Below are 16,672 nucleotides of genomic sequence, written 5' to 3'. Positions count from 1 at the left end.
CCGCTCTAGCCGCCGCGTCCCGCTCACCCATGTCCCCCAGACAGGAGATCCCCATGACTTTCTCCAGACCCCGATCCCTGGCCCGCCGCTCAGCCGCCGTCCTGGCCCTCGCCGCCCTCGGCGCGGCGGGCTGCGCCGGCGGACCGGGCACGTCGAACGCCACCGAGGGCGGTGTCGAGGCCGTCTACGACAATGCGGCCAAAATCGGAGACGTCTCACAGCTTCGCCCCATGAAGGACTTCTGCGGCACCAAGCCGGTGAAAGTGGCGCTCGCGGACGGTACCGGCGACAACGCCTTCCGGAAGACGGCTCGCGCCGAGTTCGAGGACGAGGCGAGCAAGTGCCCCAACATCACCGTGCTGCCCTACGCCGACGGCCAGAACAACCCGCAGAAGGCGATCAGCGACGTCAAGGCCCTGGTCGCTCAGGGCGTGGAGGCCCTCGTGGTCTTCCCCGACGCCGGAGAGGCGCTGCTGCCGACACTGCGTGAGGCCTACAAGGCCGGCGTGCAGGTGGTGCCGTGGACGGCGAACCCCGGCGGCAAGCCCGGCACGGACTACACCTCGTTCGTCGGCCACAACACCGTCAACGACGGCGTGACCTGGACCCGCTGGATGTGCGAGTCACTCGGCACCAAGGGCGGGAACGTCATCTTCCTCGGCGGCACACCGGGCAACACCCAGAGCCTCACCGAGATGGTCGGCATCGAGAAGGAGCTCAAGGAGAACGCCGCCTGCGCGAAGGTCAAGCTGCTGAACGAGCCGGGCAAGCCGATCGACACCAATTGGAACCCCGCGCAGATGCAGAAGGTCGTGTCCGGGCTGCTCACCAAGTACCCGGCCATCGACGGTGTGATCACCGACTCCGGTGACGCGTCACTGGGCGGCATCCGCGCCTTCCTCCAGGCTGGTCGGCCGCTGCCGCTGTGGACCGCCAACGACCTCAACGGCTTCGCGTGCGCCTGGAAGGAGAACGCGGACAAGCACCCGACCTTCCAGAGCGTGACGGTGTCGGCACGTACCTGGATCATCCGCCTCGCACTGCGCAAGGCCGTCGCCGCGCACCAGGGAATCGAGAACGACGAGCCCGAGATCATCAACATCCCGATCTTCGAGAACACGCTCGACGAGTCCAAGCCCCCGAAGTGTGACCCCACCCTTCCCGCCAGCGCGATCCTGTCCTCCGAGCTCACGCCGGAGCAGCTCAAGCAGGCCTACAGCTGATCGCTCGTTGCCCTCCGCCGGGCGCGTGCCCGGCGGAGGCGATGAGCCGGAGTGAGGAGTGATCCTTCGCATGGTCGATTCGACAGCTGGACTGGTTCTCCGTGGGGTGACCAAACGCTTCCCCGGCGTCGTCGCGCTCGACGCGGTCGACTTTCAGGTGCACCCGGGCGAGATACATGCCCTGGTGGGAGGTAACGGGGCCGGAAAGTCCACACTCATGGCGGTGGCGTCGGGAGCGCTGGCACCTGATGCGGGCACCGTCGAGATCGCGGGCGAGCCGATGCGGCACCTGTCCCCGATCGCCGCACGGGAGCAGGGCCTGGCCATCGCCTTCCAGCATCCGGCGCTTCTCCCCGACCTCACCGTCACCGAGAACCTGCTGCTGAGCGTGCCGAAGCGGCTCCGGCCGTCGTTCGGCGACGCTCAGGACTGGGCTCGGGAACGACTGCTCCCGATGGGGATGGACATCGACCCGGCCGCCGTGGCCGGCCGGTTGACCCTGGCCGAGAAGCAGGCGCTCGAGATCTGCGGGGCCCTGGCCTGCGAGCCCGGCGTCCTGATCCTCGACGAGCCCACCGAGCCCTTCATGGTGGCCGAGATCGAGAGGCTGTTCGAGCAGGTACGCAAGGCCGCCGCCCGCGGGATGGCCGTGGTCTACATCAGCCACCGGCTGCCCGACGTGATGGCCCTGTCCGACCGGCTCACCGTGCTCCGCGACGGGCAGATACGCGGAACCTTCCTCGCCTCGGAGGTGACCGAGGAGGAGATCATCACCCGCATCGCGGGCCGGGAGATCGACGCGCTGTTCCCGCCGCGTCCCCCTTCCGTCGGCGATGTCGTGATGGAGGTGCGCGATCTCCGCTCGGACCGGCTCCGGGGGATCACCACCACGCTCGCCCGCAACGAGGTCCTCGGTCTCGCCGGCGTGGAAGGCAACGGCCAGCGCGTGTTCATCCGCGCGCTCGGCGGAGCCGACCCGGTCACCGGTGGCGACATCACCGTCGACGGCCGCACCGTCGAGCTCGGCAGCCCCCGACGTGCCCGCCGCGCCGGGGTGGTGCTCATGCCCCAGGAACGGCACGTCGAGGGCGTCGCGACCGTACTCTCCGTCAAGGAGAACCTGGGCGTCGCCGCCACGAACCAGACCGCCGTCGCCGGCGTGGTCAGGGGATCGGCCGAGAACGCGGTGGTGGCCAAGGAGATCGAGCAACTCGGCATCAAGGTGGCCTCACCCGACTCCGCGGTGGACCACCTGTCGGGAGGAAACCAGCAGAAGGTGGTACTCGGCCGTTCGCTGCTCTCCGCGCCCAAGGTGCTGCTGTGCGACGAACCCACCCAGGGCATCGACGTCGGTGTGCGCTCCGACATCTACCACCGGCTCCGCTCCACCGCCGAGTCGGGAACGCCGGTGGTCGTGCTCAGCTCCGACAACGTCGAGCTGGCCGGGCTGTGCGATCGGGTGCTGGTGTTCTCCCGAGGGCAGGTCGTCCGCGAACTGACCGGCGACCAGATCTCCGAGCACGCCATCACCGAGGCGTCCCTCACCGCGGCGACGTCGGATCAGACCTCGGCGGCCACCGGGCCGGCACGACGTACGGGGCCGCTCGACCGGTTCCGCCGGCTGCTCTCCAGCGAGCAGGCGCCCAGCGTGTTCCTTGCGGCCGCGATCGTGCTGCTGGCCCTGGTGAGCGCCACCAGGAGCGACCGCTTCCTGTCCGAATTCAACATCGCCAGCATGCTCGGGCTGGTGGCGCCCGTGCTCTTCCTCGCCGCCGGGCAGCTCATCGTCATGCTCACCGGAGGAATCGACCTGTCGGTCGGTCCCCTGAGCGGGACGCTCGTGGTCATCGCCTCGTTCTACGTCCTCGACGGGTACGGAGCCGGGTGGTGGATCCTGGGATTCGTGCTGATGATCCTCGCGGCGGCCGGTGTGGGACTGGGCAACGGGATGATAGTCAGATATGCCCGGGTGACACCGGTGGTCGCCACCTTGGTCACCTACACCGCGCTTCAGGGATTCTCCCTGGTCATGCGTGACTCGCCCGGAGGGTCGATCTCCAGCACCATCACCGACGCGCTGGGCGCGCGCATCGGCCCCGTCCCCTGGGCGGTGATCGTCGGTGCCGCCGTCCTCATTCTGCTGGAAGTGATGTCCCGGCGTTCCATGATGGGGCTCCGGCTGCGGGGCACCGGCTCGTCCGAGCATGCCGCGCGCAACCGGGGAATCCCGGTGGCCCGCGTCCACCTCGTCGTCTACCTCGTCAGCGCGCTGCTCACCATGCTCGGCGCGCTGCTGCTGATGGCACAGATCGGCGTGGGCGACCCCACCGCCGGCGTCAGCTACACGATGGCCAGCATCACCGCCGTCGTCCTCGGCGGAGCCTCGATCTTCGGCGGCCGGGGCAGCTTCATCGGCGTCCTCTTCGGAGTCGTACTCCTGCAGCTCATCCAGAACACCACGGTGTTCCTCGGCCTGTCACAGGCGTGGCAGTACTGGATGCTCGGCCTCATGGCGCTGGCGGCGACGGCCATCTACTCGCAGGTCCGCGCGGCACGAGCGTAAGGAGGGTGTCGCGCCGGTACCTGCCGCCGGATCCACCGTCCCGGCAGGTACGGCTCAAGCCGTCCGCCCACACCCCGTCCCTGGCTCGTCCACCACAATGAGGGACATGACACGTGCGGTGTACGTCGCGGCGGGTGAGGCGGGAAGCAACAAGGGGACCGTCGCCCTGGGCCTGGTCGAGCTGCTGTCCCGGCAGGTGGGCACGGTGGGGGTGTTCCGTCCCGTGGTGCGGGCGGGGCGCGAGGACAGCCTGATCAACACCATCCGGAGCAGGTTCCAGCTCGGCCTGCCCTACGCGGCGTACGCGGGCGTCACCTACGACGAGGTGCACGCCGACGCCGAGCGGGCGGCCGGCGAGATCGTGGCCCGTTATCGTGCGCTCGCCGGCCGGTGCGACGCGGTGGTGGTGGTCGGCACCGACTACACCGACGTGGGCGCGCCGACGGAGTTCGGGTACAACGCCAGGCTGGCCGCCGACCTGGGGACGCCCGTGATCAACGTGGTGAGCGGAAGGGGGCGGACAGGGGAGCGGATCGCCGCGGCCGTCGAGCTGTCGTCCAGGGAGCTGGCGCAGCATCACGCCCACGAGCTCGCGGTCGTGGTCAGCCGGGCAGCCGCCGGGCCGCTCACGATCACGCATCCGACGCCGGTGTTCGTGCTGCCGGAGACCTCCTCCCTGCGCGCGCCGACCGTCGCCGATCTGCTCGACGCCTGTGACGGCAGATTCTTCCTGGGCGAACGGGACGGACTCGGCCGGGAGGCGAGCGCGCTGATGGTGGGCGCGATGTCGCTGCCCAACATCCTGGACCGCTACACCGAGGGCACGGCGGTGATCATCCCGTCCGATCGGGCCGCCGCGCTCCTGCCCGGACTCATCGCGGCGCACACCTCGCCGGGCTTCCCCGCGCTGTCGGCGGTGGTGGTCACCGGCGGCACGGACCTGCCGGCCCCGGTCGACCGGCTGCTGCGCAGCATGGCGATCCCCCTGCCGGTGATCGCCACCGACCACGACACCTTCGACACCGCGACCCGCCTGTCGGCGGTGGAGGGCCGCTTCACCCCGGAGGCAGGCGGGAAGATCGATACGGCGCTGCGGCTGTTCGCCGAGCACGTCGACGGCCGGCTGCTGCTGGAGCGGCTGGCGATCACCAAGACCGACGTCGTCACACCACTGATGTTCGAGTACGAACTGCTGGACCGGGCGCGCGCCCGGCGCCGGCACATCGTGCTGCCCGAGGGCGAGGAGCCGCGCATCCTGCGCGCGGCCGACGTCCTGCTGCGCCGGGGCGTGGCCGAGCTCACGCTGCTCGGCGACGAGGAACGCATCAGGGTACGGGCCGCTCAGCTCGGCCTGGACCTGGACGAGGCCAGGGTGCTCAGCCCGTTCGACGCCGAGCTGCGCGAACGGTTCGCCCGCGAGTACGCCGCCGTCCGGGCGCACCGGGGGATGACCGTCGAGCTGGCCCGCGACACCGTCACCGACGTCTCCTACTTCGGCACGCTGATGGTCCACACCGGCATGGCCGACGGCATGGTCTCCGGTGTGGCCCACACCACCGCGCACACCATCAGGCCGGCGTTCGAGATCCTGCGCCTGGGCCTGGTCTCCAGCGTGTTCTTCATGTGCCTGGCCGATCGGGTGCTGGTGTACGGCGACTGCGCGGTCAACCCCGTGCCGACCGCCGAGCAGCTCGCCGACATCGCGATCTCCTCGGCGCGCACCGCGGCGTTGTTCGGCGTCGATCCCCGGATCGCCATGCTGTCGTACTCGACGGGCGCCTCCGGCGCCGGCGCCGACGTCGACAAGGTCCGCACCGCCACCGAGCTGGTCCGCGAACGCCGCCCCGACCTCCAGGTGGAAGGGCCGATCCAGTACGACGCCGCGATCGACCCCGGCGTGGCCCGGACCAAGATGCCCGACAGCCAGGTCGCCGGACACGCCACCGTCTTCGTCGTGCCCGACCTCAACACCGGCAACAACCTGTACAAGGCCGTCCAGCGCAGTGCCGGCGCCGTCGCGGTGGGGCCGGTGCTCCAGGGGCTGGGCAAGCCGGTCAACGACCTGTCGCGCGGCGCCACCGTCGCCGACATCGTCACCACCGTCGCCGTCACGGCCGCGCAGGTGGGGGAGCGGGCTCACGGTTCCGCGCCGAGCCCTGTACGGCCATCCACCGGCCCCGGCTCAGGAGCGGCCCGTTGACGGCAGCCGCGCGAGGGTCTGGCGGGCGATCTCCCACTCCTCGTCGGTGGGGATGACCAGGACGGGCACCTCGGCGCCGGGGGGAGACACCGCGCGTTCGCCGGCCGATTCCCCCTGATTTGACCCAGGGTCCACGGCGATGCCGAGCCGGCCGAGCCCCGCCAGACAGGCGGCGCGGGTGGCGGCGTCGTTCTCGCCGACGCCGCCGGTGAACACGATCGCGTCCACCCGGCCGAGCAGCGCGTGGTACGCGCCGACGTACTTGCGGATCCGCCGGGTGTAGATCTCCAGGGCCAGCCGGGCCTCGTCGTCATCGCGGCCGCGTACCTCGCGCATGTCGCTGGATCCGGTCAGGGCGAGCAGGCCGCCCTGGTGGCTGAGCGCGTGCTCCACCTGCTGGGCGTCCAGGCCGCCGGCCCGGGCGAGGTAGCCGGCGAGTGCCGGGTCGGCGTCGCCGGAACGGGTGCCCATGACGAGTCCTTCGAGCGGCGTCATGCCCATGGAGGTGTCGACGCTGCGGCCGCCCTCGATCGCGGTGGCGCTGGCGCCGTTGCCGAGGTGCAGCACGATGAGGTTGACCTCCTGGGGGTCGCGGCCCAGGAAGGCTGCTGCTCGCCGGGACACGTACGCGCACGAGGTGCCGTGGAAGCCGAAGCGCCGCACGCCGAGCCGCTCGCGCCACTCGCGCGGCACCGCGTAGGTGTAGGCCTCCGGCGGCAGCGTGCGGTGGAACGCGGTGTCGAACACGGCCACCTGCGGCACTTCGGGGAACATCTTGCGCGCGAGCCGGATGCCGGTCAGGTTGACCGGGTTGTGCAGGGGCGCGAGCGGGGCCAGCTCCTCGATGGCGGCGATGACCTCGTCGTCGATGAGCACGGCCTCGGCGAACCGGATCCCGCCGTGCACCACCCGATGCCCGACCGCGATCGGGGTCGGCTCCGGTCCGGCGGCGGCGAACGCCTCCATCATCGCCTCCAGACCTTCGTCATGACCCGGGAAGGGGCGGTCACGGACATACGGCGGTCCATCCCCGCTCCGGTGCGTGAGCCGACCCTGCTCCTCCCCGATGCGTTCGACCAGGCCTCTGGCCGGACGCTCGCGGGTGCGCGGGTCGACGAGCTCGTACTTGATCGAGGAGGAGCCCGTGTTCAGGACGAGAATGCGGTCGGCCATGCCCATGACCCTATTTCCGCTGGCTCCTCCTCGGGCAGGGGCCGGGTTCTCCAAGCCGATGATCCCCGATTCCCGCCCGCCGCACCGGACTGACAGGATGTGGTCATGGCCCTGGCTCTTCGCCTGATCCGCGCAGCCGCCTTCGCGGTGGTCTGCGTCATGGTCTCGGCGGGTGGTCACACGTTCGCCGGGGGCGGCGCGCTCTCGGCCCTCTCGCTCGTGGTCAGTTCGGTGGTGCCCTTCGCCCTCGCGCTCGTCTTCAACGGGCGTGAGCGCGCGTGCGAAACCGTGCTGGCCGCCACAGCGATCACTCAGGTCGTCCTGCACCAGGTGTTCGCGCAGATCGCGCCCGCCGTGCCTGCCGGTGGCGGTCACAGCCACGTGAACGTCGGCATGGCGCTGGTCCATCTGACGGTCGCCTTGCTGAGCGGCTGGTGGCTGCACCAGGGCGAGAGCGTCGTGTGGACCATGCTGCGGCTGTGGGCGACGGCCCCGCTGCGGCTGCTGTTCCTGATGGCGGCCGGTCCCGTGCGGGCCCCTGCCGGACGACGGCCGGCCCTGTTCGCGGTCCGGAGCAGGCCGTGGCGCTCACGGGAGTTCGCGGCGGCGGTGCGCCGGCGGGGTCCGCCCATGCTCGCCCACGCCGGCTGACGCATCCGTTTCCCGGCGCCCCGTAGTCATCCGGTGCGCGCGCCGTCCTGGCCGCGCGCCCGTTCGCCGCACCCGGCCGCGCCGCGCGCGGGCCGGGCTCGTATCTACGGAGTCGCACGATGGCCATCGCGCCTCGTTCCATCCTGGCCGCCTTGATCTGCGGCCTGCTCGTATTGTTCTGCTCTCCCGCCGCCCTGGCTCACGACCGGTTGAAGGCGAGCTCACCAGCCAAGGACGCCGAAGTCACCTCGCTCGACGAGATCGAGCTGGAGTTCTCGGCCCGTGTCCGGATGCCTTTCGTGATTCTGCGCAATGCTCAGGATCGACAGGTCCAGATCGGCGAGCCGGCCGTCGAGGGGAAGTTCGTCCGTGCCGAGGTGCCCGCGCCCCTGGTGGCCGGGACGTACGTCATCGCCTGGCGGGTGGTGTCCTCAGACGGGCACCCGATCGAGGGCGAGATCCCCTTCACCGTCGAAGGCGAACCCTCGCCCGACCCCACGACGCCGGCCTCGGCCACCGCGCCGAGCACCGGGCCGAACACCGCGCCGAACACCGGGCCGAGCACCGCGCCGAGCGTCTCGGCCACCACCAAGGCCCCGGCCGAGCCCGCGTCCGCGGAGAGCGGTGGCGGGATCCCGGCATGGATCTGGGTGGCCGCCGTGGTTCTCGCCCTGCTCGGTGTCGGCCTGTGGCTGGTCGGCGCCAAGGCCAAGCGTCAACGGTGACACGTCCTCTCACCGGCACCGCCTGACATGAGCGGAGGAGGGACCTACCGGCACCCTTGGCCAGCCCGCAGGAGGGTGGGCAACGCGGCGGTTTCGATGAGATGAGCCCGTGCGGGAAGGACCTGACGGAGCAGGACGTCGTGCGCGTCGGGGTCAGGGTCGGCGACGCCGTCGGTCAGGACGTAGAGCCGGTAGTCGCGGTCTGCCGCGTCGAGGACGGTGGACAGGACGACGCCGCTGGTACTGACGCCCGCGATGATCAGAGTGGTGACGCCGTGCGCGCGCAGCCGCTGATCGAGGTCGGTGGTGGACAGGCCTCCGTAACGGATCTTACGCACGATGATGTCTCCGTCCTGGGGAGCGAGACGTTCGTGGACAGCGGTGTCAGGGTCCGCGTGGTGCATGAGACGGTGCTGGGCCACCGGGGCGAAGGACTTGTCGGTGGGCGGGATCGCAGCCCAGTCGGCCTCGGTGAAGCCGACCTGTTCGCCTTTCCGGTGGCGCCTGGTCGGCGTTCTTGAGTGGGGGCGTGTGGTCGTACCGGGGGAGGAGGAGCGGGGTCGTCAGGAGCAGGAGCCCCGCGATCGCGATCGCGGTGCGGGGACTGGTGAGGCCGGCCAGCAGGCCCCACAGGCCGGTCATGGTCGCGATGGTGGCTTTACTGGTGATCGACCAGGCGGACAGCGTGCGGACGATCCGGTCCGGCGGGAGCTGTTCGAGCCGGTAGGTGGCGAACACCGGGTTGAACACGCCCATGCAGGTGATCAGCCCGAGCTCGACGGCGATGACGAGGAAGAGCCCGGTGGGGCCGGGGTGGACGAAGGCCAGTCCGAGTGGCCAGCACGCGCGCAGCGTCCCGGCGGTGCGCATGACCTTGTGCCGGCCGAACCGGGCGAGGAGCGGGCGGGCCAGTCGCGAGCCGATGAGGCCGCCGACACAGGGGATGCCGAAGGCGAGGCCGTACTGCCAGGGTGCGAACCCGAGCTCGCCGAGCATGAGGACGGCGAGCAACGGTGAGACGGCCATGATCAGGCCGCTGACCAGGACGGTGTTGAAGAACAGCGGGCGCAGCGCCGGGCTGGCGAGAATGTGGCGCCAGCCCTCCAGCAGGTCGCCGGCTCCAGGCCGGGGCGGTGCGGCGGGCCGCGCGGGACGTGGCTCCCGCCCGCCGATGGCCCGGATCCCCGCGGCCGAGAGGAGGAAGCTGACCGCGTTGACCGCCACGCTCGCCACCGGGCCCACCAGCCCGATCGCGGCGGTGCCGAGCGGCGGTCCGAGCGCGGTGGCGGTCCAGGTCGTGGCCTCGAACCGCCCGTTCGCAACGAGCAGGTCCTCGGACCGGACGAGCGCCTTCAGACATGCTCCGCTCGCAGCGGTGAAGGCGATGTCGGCCGCGCCGACGACGACCGCCACGACCAGGAGCTGCGCGAAACTCAGCCTGCCGAGCACGTAGGCGGCGGGAACGCTCATCAGCGCCGCGAACCGGACCACATCCATCGCGATCATCACCGGCCGCTTGCGACGGAACTCCACCCACGGCCCGAGCGGAACCGCGACGACCGCCCCCACCGCGAGCCCCGCGGCGGCCAGCACCGACACCTCGGTCGGCCCGGCGTCCAGAGCGAGAATCGCGATCAGGGCGAACGCGTCGAACGCGAGCCACGTGCCGAACGCGCTGACCGCATACGCGGCCCAGAACCACCTGAACCGCCGCCCCAGCGACCTTCCCAACGCGCACCCCGCCATCTCTCGGAAACAACCAGCCGTTGATCCCTGAGATCAAAACGCTCAGGTGATAGGCAGGTCAAACAACCGGATTGCCGCGCTTACACAACCATGAGTTGTGCACTAAGGTCGGTCGGTGTGGATCTCGATGCTGTGCGCACGTTCGTCGCCGTCGTGGACACCGGCCAGTTCCAGCACGCCGCCGCAGACCTGTCGATCACCCAGCAGGCCGTCTCCAAGCGCATCGCCGGGCTGGAGCAGGACCTCGCCGTGCGGCTGTTCACCCGCACCGCGCGCGGGGCCCGGCTCACCATCGACGGGCAGGCGTTCCTGCCCCACGCCCGTGAGCTGCTGCGCGTCGCCGAGCGCGCGGTCGCGTCCGTGCTTCCCGGCAGCCGGCCGCTGCGCGTCGACGTGATCGCCTCACGCAGCGCGACCTCGGGCATGATGCGCGGCTTCCACCGCGCGCATCCCGAGATCGAGCTCGACGTGGTGATGTTGTTCGACGTCGAGACGGCCGTCGCCGCCATTCGGGCCGGGACGATCGACGCGTCGTTCCGCGCCGTCGCGGTGCCCGGCCGGCCCCTTCCCGAGGACATCGAGTCCGTACGGGTGCTCGACGAGCCGCTCCAGCTCCTCACCGGGCCCGGCCACGCGCTGGCGGGCGCCCGGTCGGTGACCGTCGCTCAGCTCGCCGGGCACCGGATCTGGATGCCCGGCATCGTTCCCGGTACCGAGTGGGCCGCCTACTACGACGACCTCGTCGCCGAGTTCGGCCTCACCATCGAGGCGACGGGCCCCAACTTCGGCTCCGACGTGCTCATCGACACCATCGCCGACACCCCGGCCCTGGCCACGTTCATGAGCGAGCAGACCCGCCTGGTCTGGCCCGCCGACCACGGCCTGCGCCGCATCCCGGTGACCGACCCGACGCCCGTCTACCCGCACTCGCTCCTGTGGCACCGCGACAACCCCCACCCAGGGCTGACCACCCTCCGCGCCCACCTCGCCGCCACGGCGCCCGGCCACGACGCGGCCGGGACCTGGACGCCGGGCTGGGTGATCCCGCGCTGAGAACGCCGCCGCGTCCAGGGGCGCCGTAGTGAGCGCGGCCGGCTTGTCGGCCGTCAGCACGAGGCGCTGGCTGCTCGCACTTCGCCGAATGCCCGCTGCACGTATTCGCTGTAGTCGTCGCCGTCGGCCGTCTCGCTCCAGCGTGCATAGGCGATCTTCCCGGCGAGCGCGCCCAGCTCCGCGGCGACGTACGCGGTCAGGTCGGGAACGCCGCGCCGCTTGAGCGCGCCGATCATCGCCGCGGTGAGACCGAGGCCCTTCAGCGCTTCGCGCTCTTGCAGTTCCGGGTTGGCGGCGATCACTGCCCGCCTGCGGGCGCTGAACTCGCGGCGAGCGGGTGTGAAGGCTTCCCTCCCGGCCGTGTCCAGGGCATGGGCCACCGCTTCGAACGGGGTCGCGGTTGCCGGCGCGGCGGCTATCGCCTCGACGAGCAGTCCGGTCATCGTGTCGCCGCCGAAGAGCACTTCCCGCTTGTCCTGGAAGTGCCGGAAGAACGTGCTCTTCGTCAGCCCCGCGCGCTGCGCGATGTCGATCACCGTCGTGTTCTCGTAGCCCCGCTCCGCGAACAGGTCGAGGGCGGCGAGGGCTAGCCGCTCTGATGCCTTTGGTTGCCATCGGGCCATGGAAGAAGCATACGGCACTTGGTCCCATCATTGATGTATGGTGACGGAACCAAGTCCCATCACCTGTCCGCTGGAGGTCTGTTCATGAGCCGAGCTGTCATTCACGAGACGTTCGGAGGTCCCGAAGTGCTGGAGCTACGAGAGGTTCCGGAGCCGCACGCCGGTCCGGGTGAGGTTCGCGTCCGCGTGGCGGCCGTCGGGCTGAACCCGATGGACTGGGGCATCTCCGCACGGCCTGAGGCTGCGGCGCGGTTCGGCATCACCGCGCCGTCCGGCTTCGGGTCCGATTTCGCCGGCACCGTCGACGAGGTGGGCGGCGGCGTCACGGGTCTTGCCGTGGGCGACCGCGTCTACGGCGGCGCGCTGGGCAGAGCCGCTGCCGACTTCGTGGTGGTCAGGACGCCCACCGCGCTGCCCGACGCCCTCTTCCGTACGCCGGAGGGCATCAGCGACGAGGTGGCGAGCACGCTTCCGGTGGCCGGCCACACCGCCGCCGCCGCTCTGGCGGCGATCGGCCCGCGGTCCGGCGACACCGTCCTGATCGGCGGCGCCGCCGGCGGCGTGGGCGTGTTCGCCGTACAACTCGCGAAGCTCGCCGGCGCCACCGTGATCGGCACGGCCTCGGAGGGCACCTTCGCGTTCCTGCGGCACCTGGGTGCCGAGCCCGTGGCCTACGGCCCCGGACTTGCGGACCGGGTACGGGCGCTGGCTTCCGCTTCCGGCGGAGTGACCGCGGCGACGGACCTGTTCGGCACGGAGACGGCCGAGGCCGCGCTCGCGCTCGGCGTACCGCCCGAGCGGATCTCCACCATCGCCGCCGGACCCAACCCGCCCACCGGGGTGCGCCCCGTCGGTGCCGTCGACGCGGGGCCGGATGCCTTGGAGCGGATCACCGATGCGATCCTCGCCGGCGAGATCACCGTGCCGATCGCCGCGACCTTCCCGATCGAGAAGATCGGCGATGCCGTGACACTCCAAGCCGGCCGCCACGTCCACGGCAAGATCGTGATCACGCTGTGAGCCCGAGCATTCAGTAGACCGATCAGATCCTCACGTAAGGAAACTCGCACATGACCATCGCCTTCGTTCACAGCGTCCTCGTCACCTCTGCGGTGTGGACGCCGCTGCTCAAGAAGCTGTCCACGTTGGGCCACGACGATGTGGTCCTGCTCTCGCCCCCCGGTTTCGGCGCCCCTCTGCCCGCGGGTTTCGGCGCCACGCTCGATGACTACCGGAGCTGGCTCATTGACGAGCTCTCACGATTCGATGCACCTGTGGACCTCGTCGGCCACGCCATGGGAGGAGCGCACGTTCTGGAAGCCACGATGGCTCGCCCTGACCTGGTGCGCAGCTGGGTCAGCGACTCCATCGGCGGTTACGAACCGGACTTCGTCTGGCACGAGCTGGCACAGATCTGGCAGACGCCGGGCGAGGGAGAGCGGCACCTCGAGGAGCTCTTCGCCGGCGGTGTCGATGATCGGGCGGCGCGCATGGTCGAATGGGGCATTCCCGAGCCGGCGGCCGGCGAGATCGCGCTCGGGCAGGGCGCGGAGATGAGCAAGGCCATTCTGGCGTTGTACCGGAACGCGGTGCCGCCGAAGCTGCATGAGCGTGGCCGCGATCTTCCCAACGTCGCCACCCTGCCCGGTTTGGTTCCCGTTGCCACCGAGGACCACACCATGGGCAGCGTGGCCACCCGCCACAGTGCCGCCGAACGCGTCGGCGCTCGCGCCGTGGAGCTCCACGGAATCGGTCACTGGTGGATGGTCGAGGACGTCCCTCAGGGGGCCCGCATGCTGTCCGAGTTCTGGAACAGCCTGTAACGCTTCGGGTCGTCGCAGGGATGCCTCCGCTGGGGTGATTCCCAGATCGATACCTGCGATCAGGCCGCTCAGGGGATGCGCCGTACGGTGTTGCTGACCTTGCCGTCCTTCATCTCGGCGGAGAGCTTGAACGAACGGGACTTCACCTCGGCGGAGAACCAGCGGACGCCGCCCGGGCCGCCCGCCGGTCCGAGCGGAAGCTCCGCCGAGGCGCCGTCCGCGTAGCTGATGCGCACCTTCCTCACTCCGGTCCCCGCGAAGCCGATGAGGATGTCGTCGCTGGGCAGGTCGAGCTCCCTGTCCATCACGTCATGCATGATCGTCAGCGGTGCCCGGCCGTACTCCGGCTTCCACGGGCTGAAGCTCCCGCCGCCGCCGTCCACGATCTCGGCCCGGCGGGAGAGCACGCGGAGCGCGGACGTGAAGGTTCCATCCTGTAGTCCGGCGCTCATGGCCCAGGCTCGTTCGGCGTTCCTGCCGTGCGTGACGACACGCGATGGACGGTTCTCCTCGTCGACCGGCGGGAACAGCAGGTCGGGAGGATATTCCAGGATCTGGCCACGCGCCCGCTCGACGGCCTCGGGGCCGGCCGGCCGCAGATCCCGGACGAACGCGTCCACCACCTCGTCGGCCAGCCCCACTGCGGACACCTTGACGATCATGCCGTTCTCCCGCCAGAGCCGGATCTCGGGCACCATGAGTGCCCGGTCCTGGTTCACCCAGTCCATCATGACCGTTCCGCTGCTCAGCAGGTCGCCACCCGCCAGACCGATGGTGCCGCGGATCTCCCGAGGCTCTCCCCTGACCGTGGTACCGGCGAGAACCTCCATGCCGGCATCGCCGGGCAGTTGACTGACGGAGATTCTGGCGCGCGCCCGCCGGTTGGTCCAGACCTGCTCCGTCCCGCCGAGTTCCGCCTGCCAGTTGCCGAAGGGCAGCGAACCGGTCTTGACGAGGTCCAGTCCCTGCGGCAGATGCGCGGCATCGATCCGGGGCCGGCGCAGATCCTCTGCCACTCCGTTGGCCGCCCTGGTCAGCTCGGCGTCCGACAAGCCGTGGCCCAGCACCGCGAACGACTCGAAGTCCTGGCTCGCCTTGACCGGCCAGGTGATCCAGCGGTGCTGTCCCGATCCGCCCATGGTCGCCTCGTGCTTGTCCAGCTTGATGGGCTTTCCACCGTACGGCTGCTCCCAGTCCTCCGACTCTGTCACCAGGACGGCCAGCGTCCTGTCGCCGGGTGCGTCACCCTCCGCGTACGCCGTGACCGGATCCGGCCCGGCGTCCGATGTGACCAGCTGCTCCAGATGGAGGTCCCCTGGCCGCTCCGGCAGGAGTAGCGCCGTGGAGGACGCCGCGTCGCCGCCGCACCCTGCGCCCAGGACGACAAGGGCGCCCGCCAGGAGCATGCGTAAGAATCTCATTCATGCTTTGACGCGATCTTCCGCGCGCGAGTTCTCGCGCCGCGGGGGTTCTCTTGGCCGGACCACCTGATACGGGAGCTGCGATGAGGCGGATCGACTACGACACCGAGCAGTACCAGAACTACCCGCGCGGCCGTGCGCTCACCGAGCAGCAGTTGCAGACCTGGATCAGCGCCTTCGAGGCCGTGCTGCCCGAGCGGCGTCCGCTGGCGGGGCTGGACGTCGGCTCGGGGACCGGCAGGTTCACCCCCGCGCTGGCGCGAGCGTTCGGGCCGGTCACAGGCGTCGAGCCGTCGGTCCGCATGCGCGAGACCGCGCTGGCGCGGTCCCCGCATCCCGGGGTGCGATATCTGGCAGGCTCCGCCGAGGACATGCCGGTGCCGTCCGGCAGCGCCGACTACGCGCTCATGTTCTTGTCCTGGCACCACGTCCAGGACCAACCGGGGGCGGCCCGGGAGCTGGCCAGGGTGCTCAGGCCCGGCGGGCGGCTGCTGCTGCGCGCGAATTTCAGCGACCACCATCCCAGGCCGTGGTGGCTGGAGCACTTCCCCCGCGGCTTCGAGGTGGACGCCTCGCTGTTTCAGCCGCTGCACGAGGTCATCGAGATGTTCACAGCGGACGGCTGGCGTGTCACCGATTTCGGCACGGTGACCGAGCCGTCCTACGGCACCTGCGGTGACGTGCTCGAACGGTTGCGCCTGCGTACCCTTTCGTTCTTCGCTCAGCTCAGTCCCGACGAGCTGGAGGCCGGCTTCCGCCGCCTGGAGCGGGCCGTCGCCGCAGATCCCGGAGCCCCCGCGCCGGTGTTCTCCGAGCCGCTGCTCACGCTGGAACGGCGCCGGTGACGAAGATCCGCTCGCGCGGGACGGCAGCCGTGAGCCAGATCACGGTTGAGGTTGACCTTGGGTCAGGGTGGAAGCTCGTCACAGCGGCACGACGCCGGCCTGATGTAACAGATGTGTAGGAGCGAACCGCCATGTCCGTCACCCTTTCCGACCAGGACAAGAGCACTCTGCGGACCGCCGCGTACGGTGCCGTCTCGCTGATGGCCGCCGCCACCGGCTCGCCCCACAAGGCCGTCACGGCTGCCTCCATCGCCCTGACGTCGGCGACCGGTCTGGTCGGGCACGTGCTCGCCGCGAAGGCCAAGGACATCGACCTGAAGGGCACGACCGTCGCCGAACTCGCCGACCGGGTACTGCCGGCCCTGACCGCAGCCATGAATCTGCTCGGCCGGCAAGCTCCGGCAGAGGCCGGCAACTTCCGCAGCACCATCCTTCTCGCCCTCGAAGCCGCCCAGGTCCACCCGGACAAGCCCAGCACCACCACGGCCGAGATGGCCCGCAAGATCACCGCCGCCCTTGCTATGGACGCTGCGGGGCAGGATCGTCCGGAGTTGCAGAAGGTGATCGAGGAGGTGGTCGATGCGGGTTTCGTCGGGGTGTCGTTGCGGGTGCGTGATGAGCGGGGT

At 70.5% G+C, this 16,672-nt stretch carries 15 protein-coding genes; 10 read left to right on the top strand and 5 right to left on the bottom strand.

Annotated features, from left to right (window positions below):
- The first annotated feature begins 53 nt into the window (after positions 1-53).
- From ACIBQX_RS49280 to pta, 3 genes are all read left to right on the top strand, one after another.
- Complete coding sequence (locus ACIBQX_RS49280) at positions 54-1,223, top strand: substrate-binding domain-containing protein (RefSeq protein ID WP_397017514.1); 1,170 nt, start codon at positions 54-56, stop codon at positions 1,221-1,223.
- Positions 1,224-1,293: 70 nt separating this feature from the next.
- Complete coding sequence (locus ACIBQX_RS49275) at positions 1,294-3,786, top strand: ATP-binding cassette domain-containing protein (RefSeq protein WP_397017512.1); 2,493 nt, start codon at positions 1,294-1,296, stop codon at positions 3,784-3,786.
- A gap of 106 nt (positions 3,787-3,892) precedes the next feature.
- On the top strand, positions 3,893-5,986 hold the full coding sequence (gene pta, locus ACIBQX_RS49270; protein ID WP_397017510.1) for a phosphate acetyltransferase: 2,094 nt from the start codon (positions 3,893-3,895) through the stop codon (positions 5,984-5,986).
- Here the strand turns inward: pta and ACIBQX_RS49265 are convergent.
- The gene (locus tag ACIBQX_RS49265) at positions 5,969-7,159 is read right to left on the bottom strand and encodes an acetate/propionate family kinase (RefSeq protein WP_397017508.1); all 1,191 of its coding nucleotides are present in this window, start codon (positions 7,157-7,159) and stop codon (positions 5,969-5,971) included. The two genes, pta and ACIBQX_RS49265, sit on opposite strands and share 18 nt — an antisense overlap.
- 105 nt (positions 7,160-7,264) lie before the next feature.
- Here ACIBQX_RS49265 and ACIBQX_RS49260 point away from each other — a divergent pair, with 105 nt between their 5' ends.
- Both ACIBQX_RS49260 and ACIBQX_RS49255 read left to right on the top strand, forming a co-directional pair.
- Complete coding sequence (locus ACIBQX_RS49260) at positions 7,265-7,810, top strand: hypothetical protein (RefSeq protein WP_397017506.1); 546 nt, start codon at positions 7,265-7,267, stop codon at positions 7,808-7,810.
- A gap of 119 nt (positions 7,811-7,929) precedes the next feature.
- Positions 7,930-8,535, top strand: coding sequence for a copper resistance protein CopC (locus ACIBQX_RS49255; protein WP_397017505.1), 606 nt, complete (start codon positions 7,930-7,932; stop codon positions 8,533-8,535).
- A 44-nt stretch (positions 8,536-8,579) separates the two neighbouring features.
- Here the strand turns inward: ACIBQX_RS49255 and ACIBQX_RS49250 are convergent, their stop codons facing one another.
- Positions 8,580-8,939, bottom strand: coding sequence for a cysteine hydrolase family protein (locus ACIBQX_RS49250; protein ID WP_397017503.1), 360 nt, complete (start codon positions 8,937-8,939; stop codon positions 8,580-8,582).
- On the bottom strand, positions 8,920-10,266 hold the full coding sequence (locus tag ACIBQX_RS49245; protein ID WP_397017501.1) for an MFS transporter: 1,347 nt from the start codon (positions 10,264-10,266) through the stop codon (positions 8,920-8,922). The genes ACIBQX_RS49250 and ACIBQX_RS49245 overlap by 20 nt, the downstream gene beginning before the upstream one ends.
- A gap of 105 nt (positions 10,267-10,371) precedes the next feature.
- Between ACIBQX_RS49245 and ACIBQX_RS49240 the strand changes: the two genes are divergently transcribed.
- The gene (locus ACIBQX_RS49240; protein ID WP_397017499.1) at positions 10,372-11,334 is read left to right on the top strand and encodes a LysR family transcriptional regulator; all 963 of its coding nucleotides are present in this window, start codon (positions 10,372-10,374) and stop codon (positions 11,332-11,334) included.
- Positions 11,335-11,387: 53 nt separating this feature from the next.
- Here the strand turns inward: ACIBQX_RS49240 and ACIBQX_RS49235 are convergent, their stop codons facing one another.
- Positions 11,388-11,957, bottom strand: coding sequence for a helix-turn-helix domain-containing protein (locus tag ACIBQX_RS49235; RefSeq protein ID WP_397017497.1), 570 nt, complete (start codon positions 11,955-11,957; stop codon positions 11,388-11,390).
- Positions 11,958-12,041: 84 nt separating this feature from the next.
- On the opposite strand from ACIBQX_RS49235, the gene ACIBQX_RS49230 reads away from it, so the two are divergent.
- Together ACIBQX_RS49230 and ACIBQX_RS49225 are read left to right on the top strand one after the other, a co-directional pair.
- Positions 12,042-12,977, top strand: coding sequence for an NADP-dependent oxidoreductase (locus ACIBQX_RS49230; RefSeq protein WP_397017495.1), 936 nt, complete (start codon positions 12,042-12,044; stop codon positions 12,975-12,977).
- Between the two features lie 50 nt (positions 12,978-13,027).
- The gene (locus ACIBQX_RS49225; RefSeq protein ID WP_397017493.1) at positions 13,028-13,780 is read left to right on the top strand and encodes an alpha/beta fold hydrolase; all 753 of its coding nucleotides are present in this window, start codon (positions 13,028-13,030) and stop codon (positions 13,778-13,780) included.
- Positions 13,781-13,848: 68 nt separating this feature from the next.
- On the opposite strand, the gene ACIBQX_RS49220 is transcribed toward ACIBQX_RS49225, so the two are convergent.
- Entirely contained in the window at positions 13,849-15,201 is a 1,353-nt protein-coding gene (locus ACIBQX_RS49220) for a hypothetical protein (protein WP_397017491.1), read from the bottom strand.
- A gap of 83 nt (positions 15,202-15,284) precedes the next feature.
- Between ACIBQX_RS49220 and ACIBQX_RS49215 the strand changes: the two genes are divergently transcribed.
- Positions 15,285-16,046 carry a class I SAM-dependent methyltransferase gene (locus ACIBQX_RS49215; protein ID WP_397017489.1) on the top strand — a complete coding sequence of 254 codons (762 nt, stop codon included), beginning with the start codon at positions 15,285-15,287 and terminating at the stop codon, positions 16,044-16,046.
- Positions 16,047-16,177: 131 nt separating this feature from the next.
- Positions 16,178-16,672: hypothetical protein (locus ACIBQX_RS49210; protein ID WP_397017487.1), on the top strand; the 495-nt coding region annotated here is incomplete at its 3' end.

It is taken from the genome of Nonomuraea sp. NPDC049714 (assembly GCF_044465295.1).
GTDB lineage: Bacteria > Actinomycetota > Actinomycetes > Streptosporangiales > Streptosporangiaceae > Nonomuraea.
This window is presented reverse-complemented; position numbering and strand designations above follow the sequence as displayed.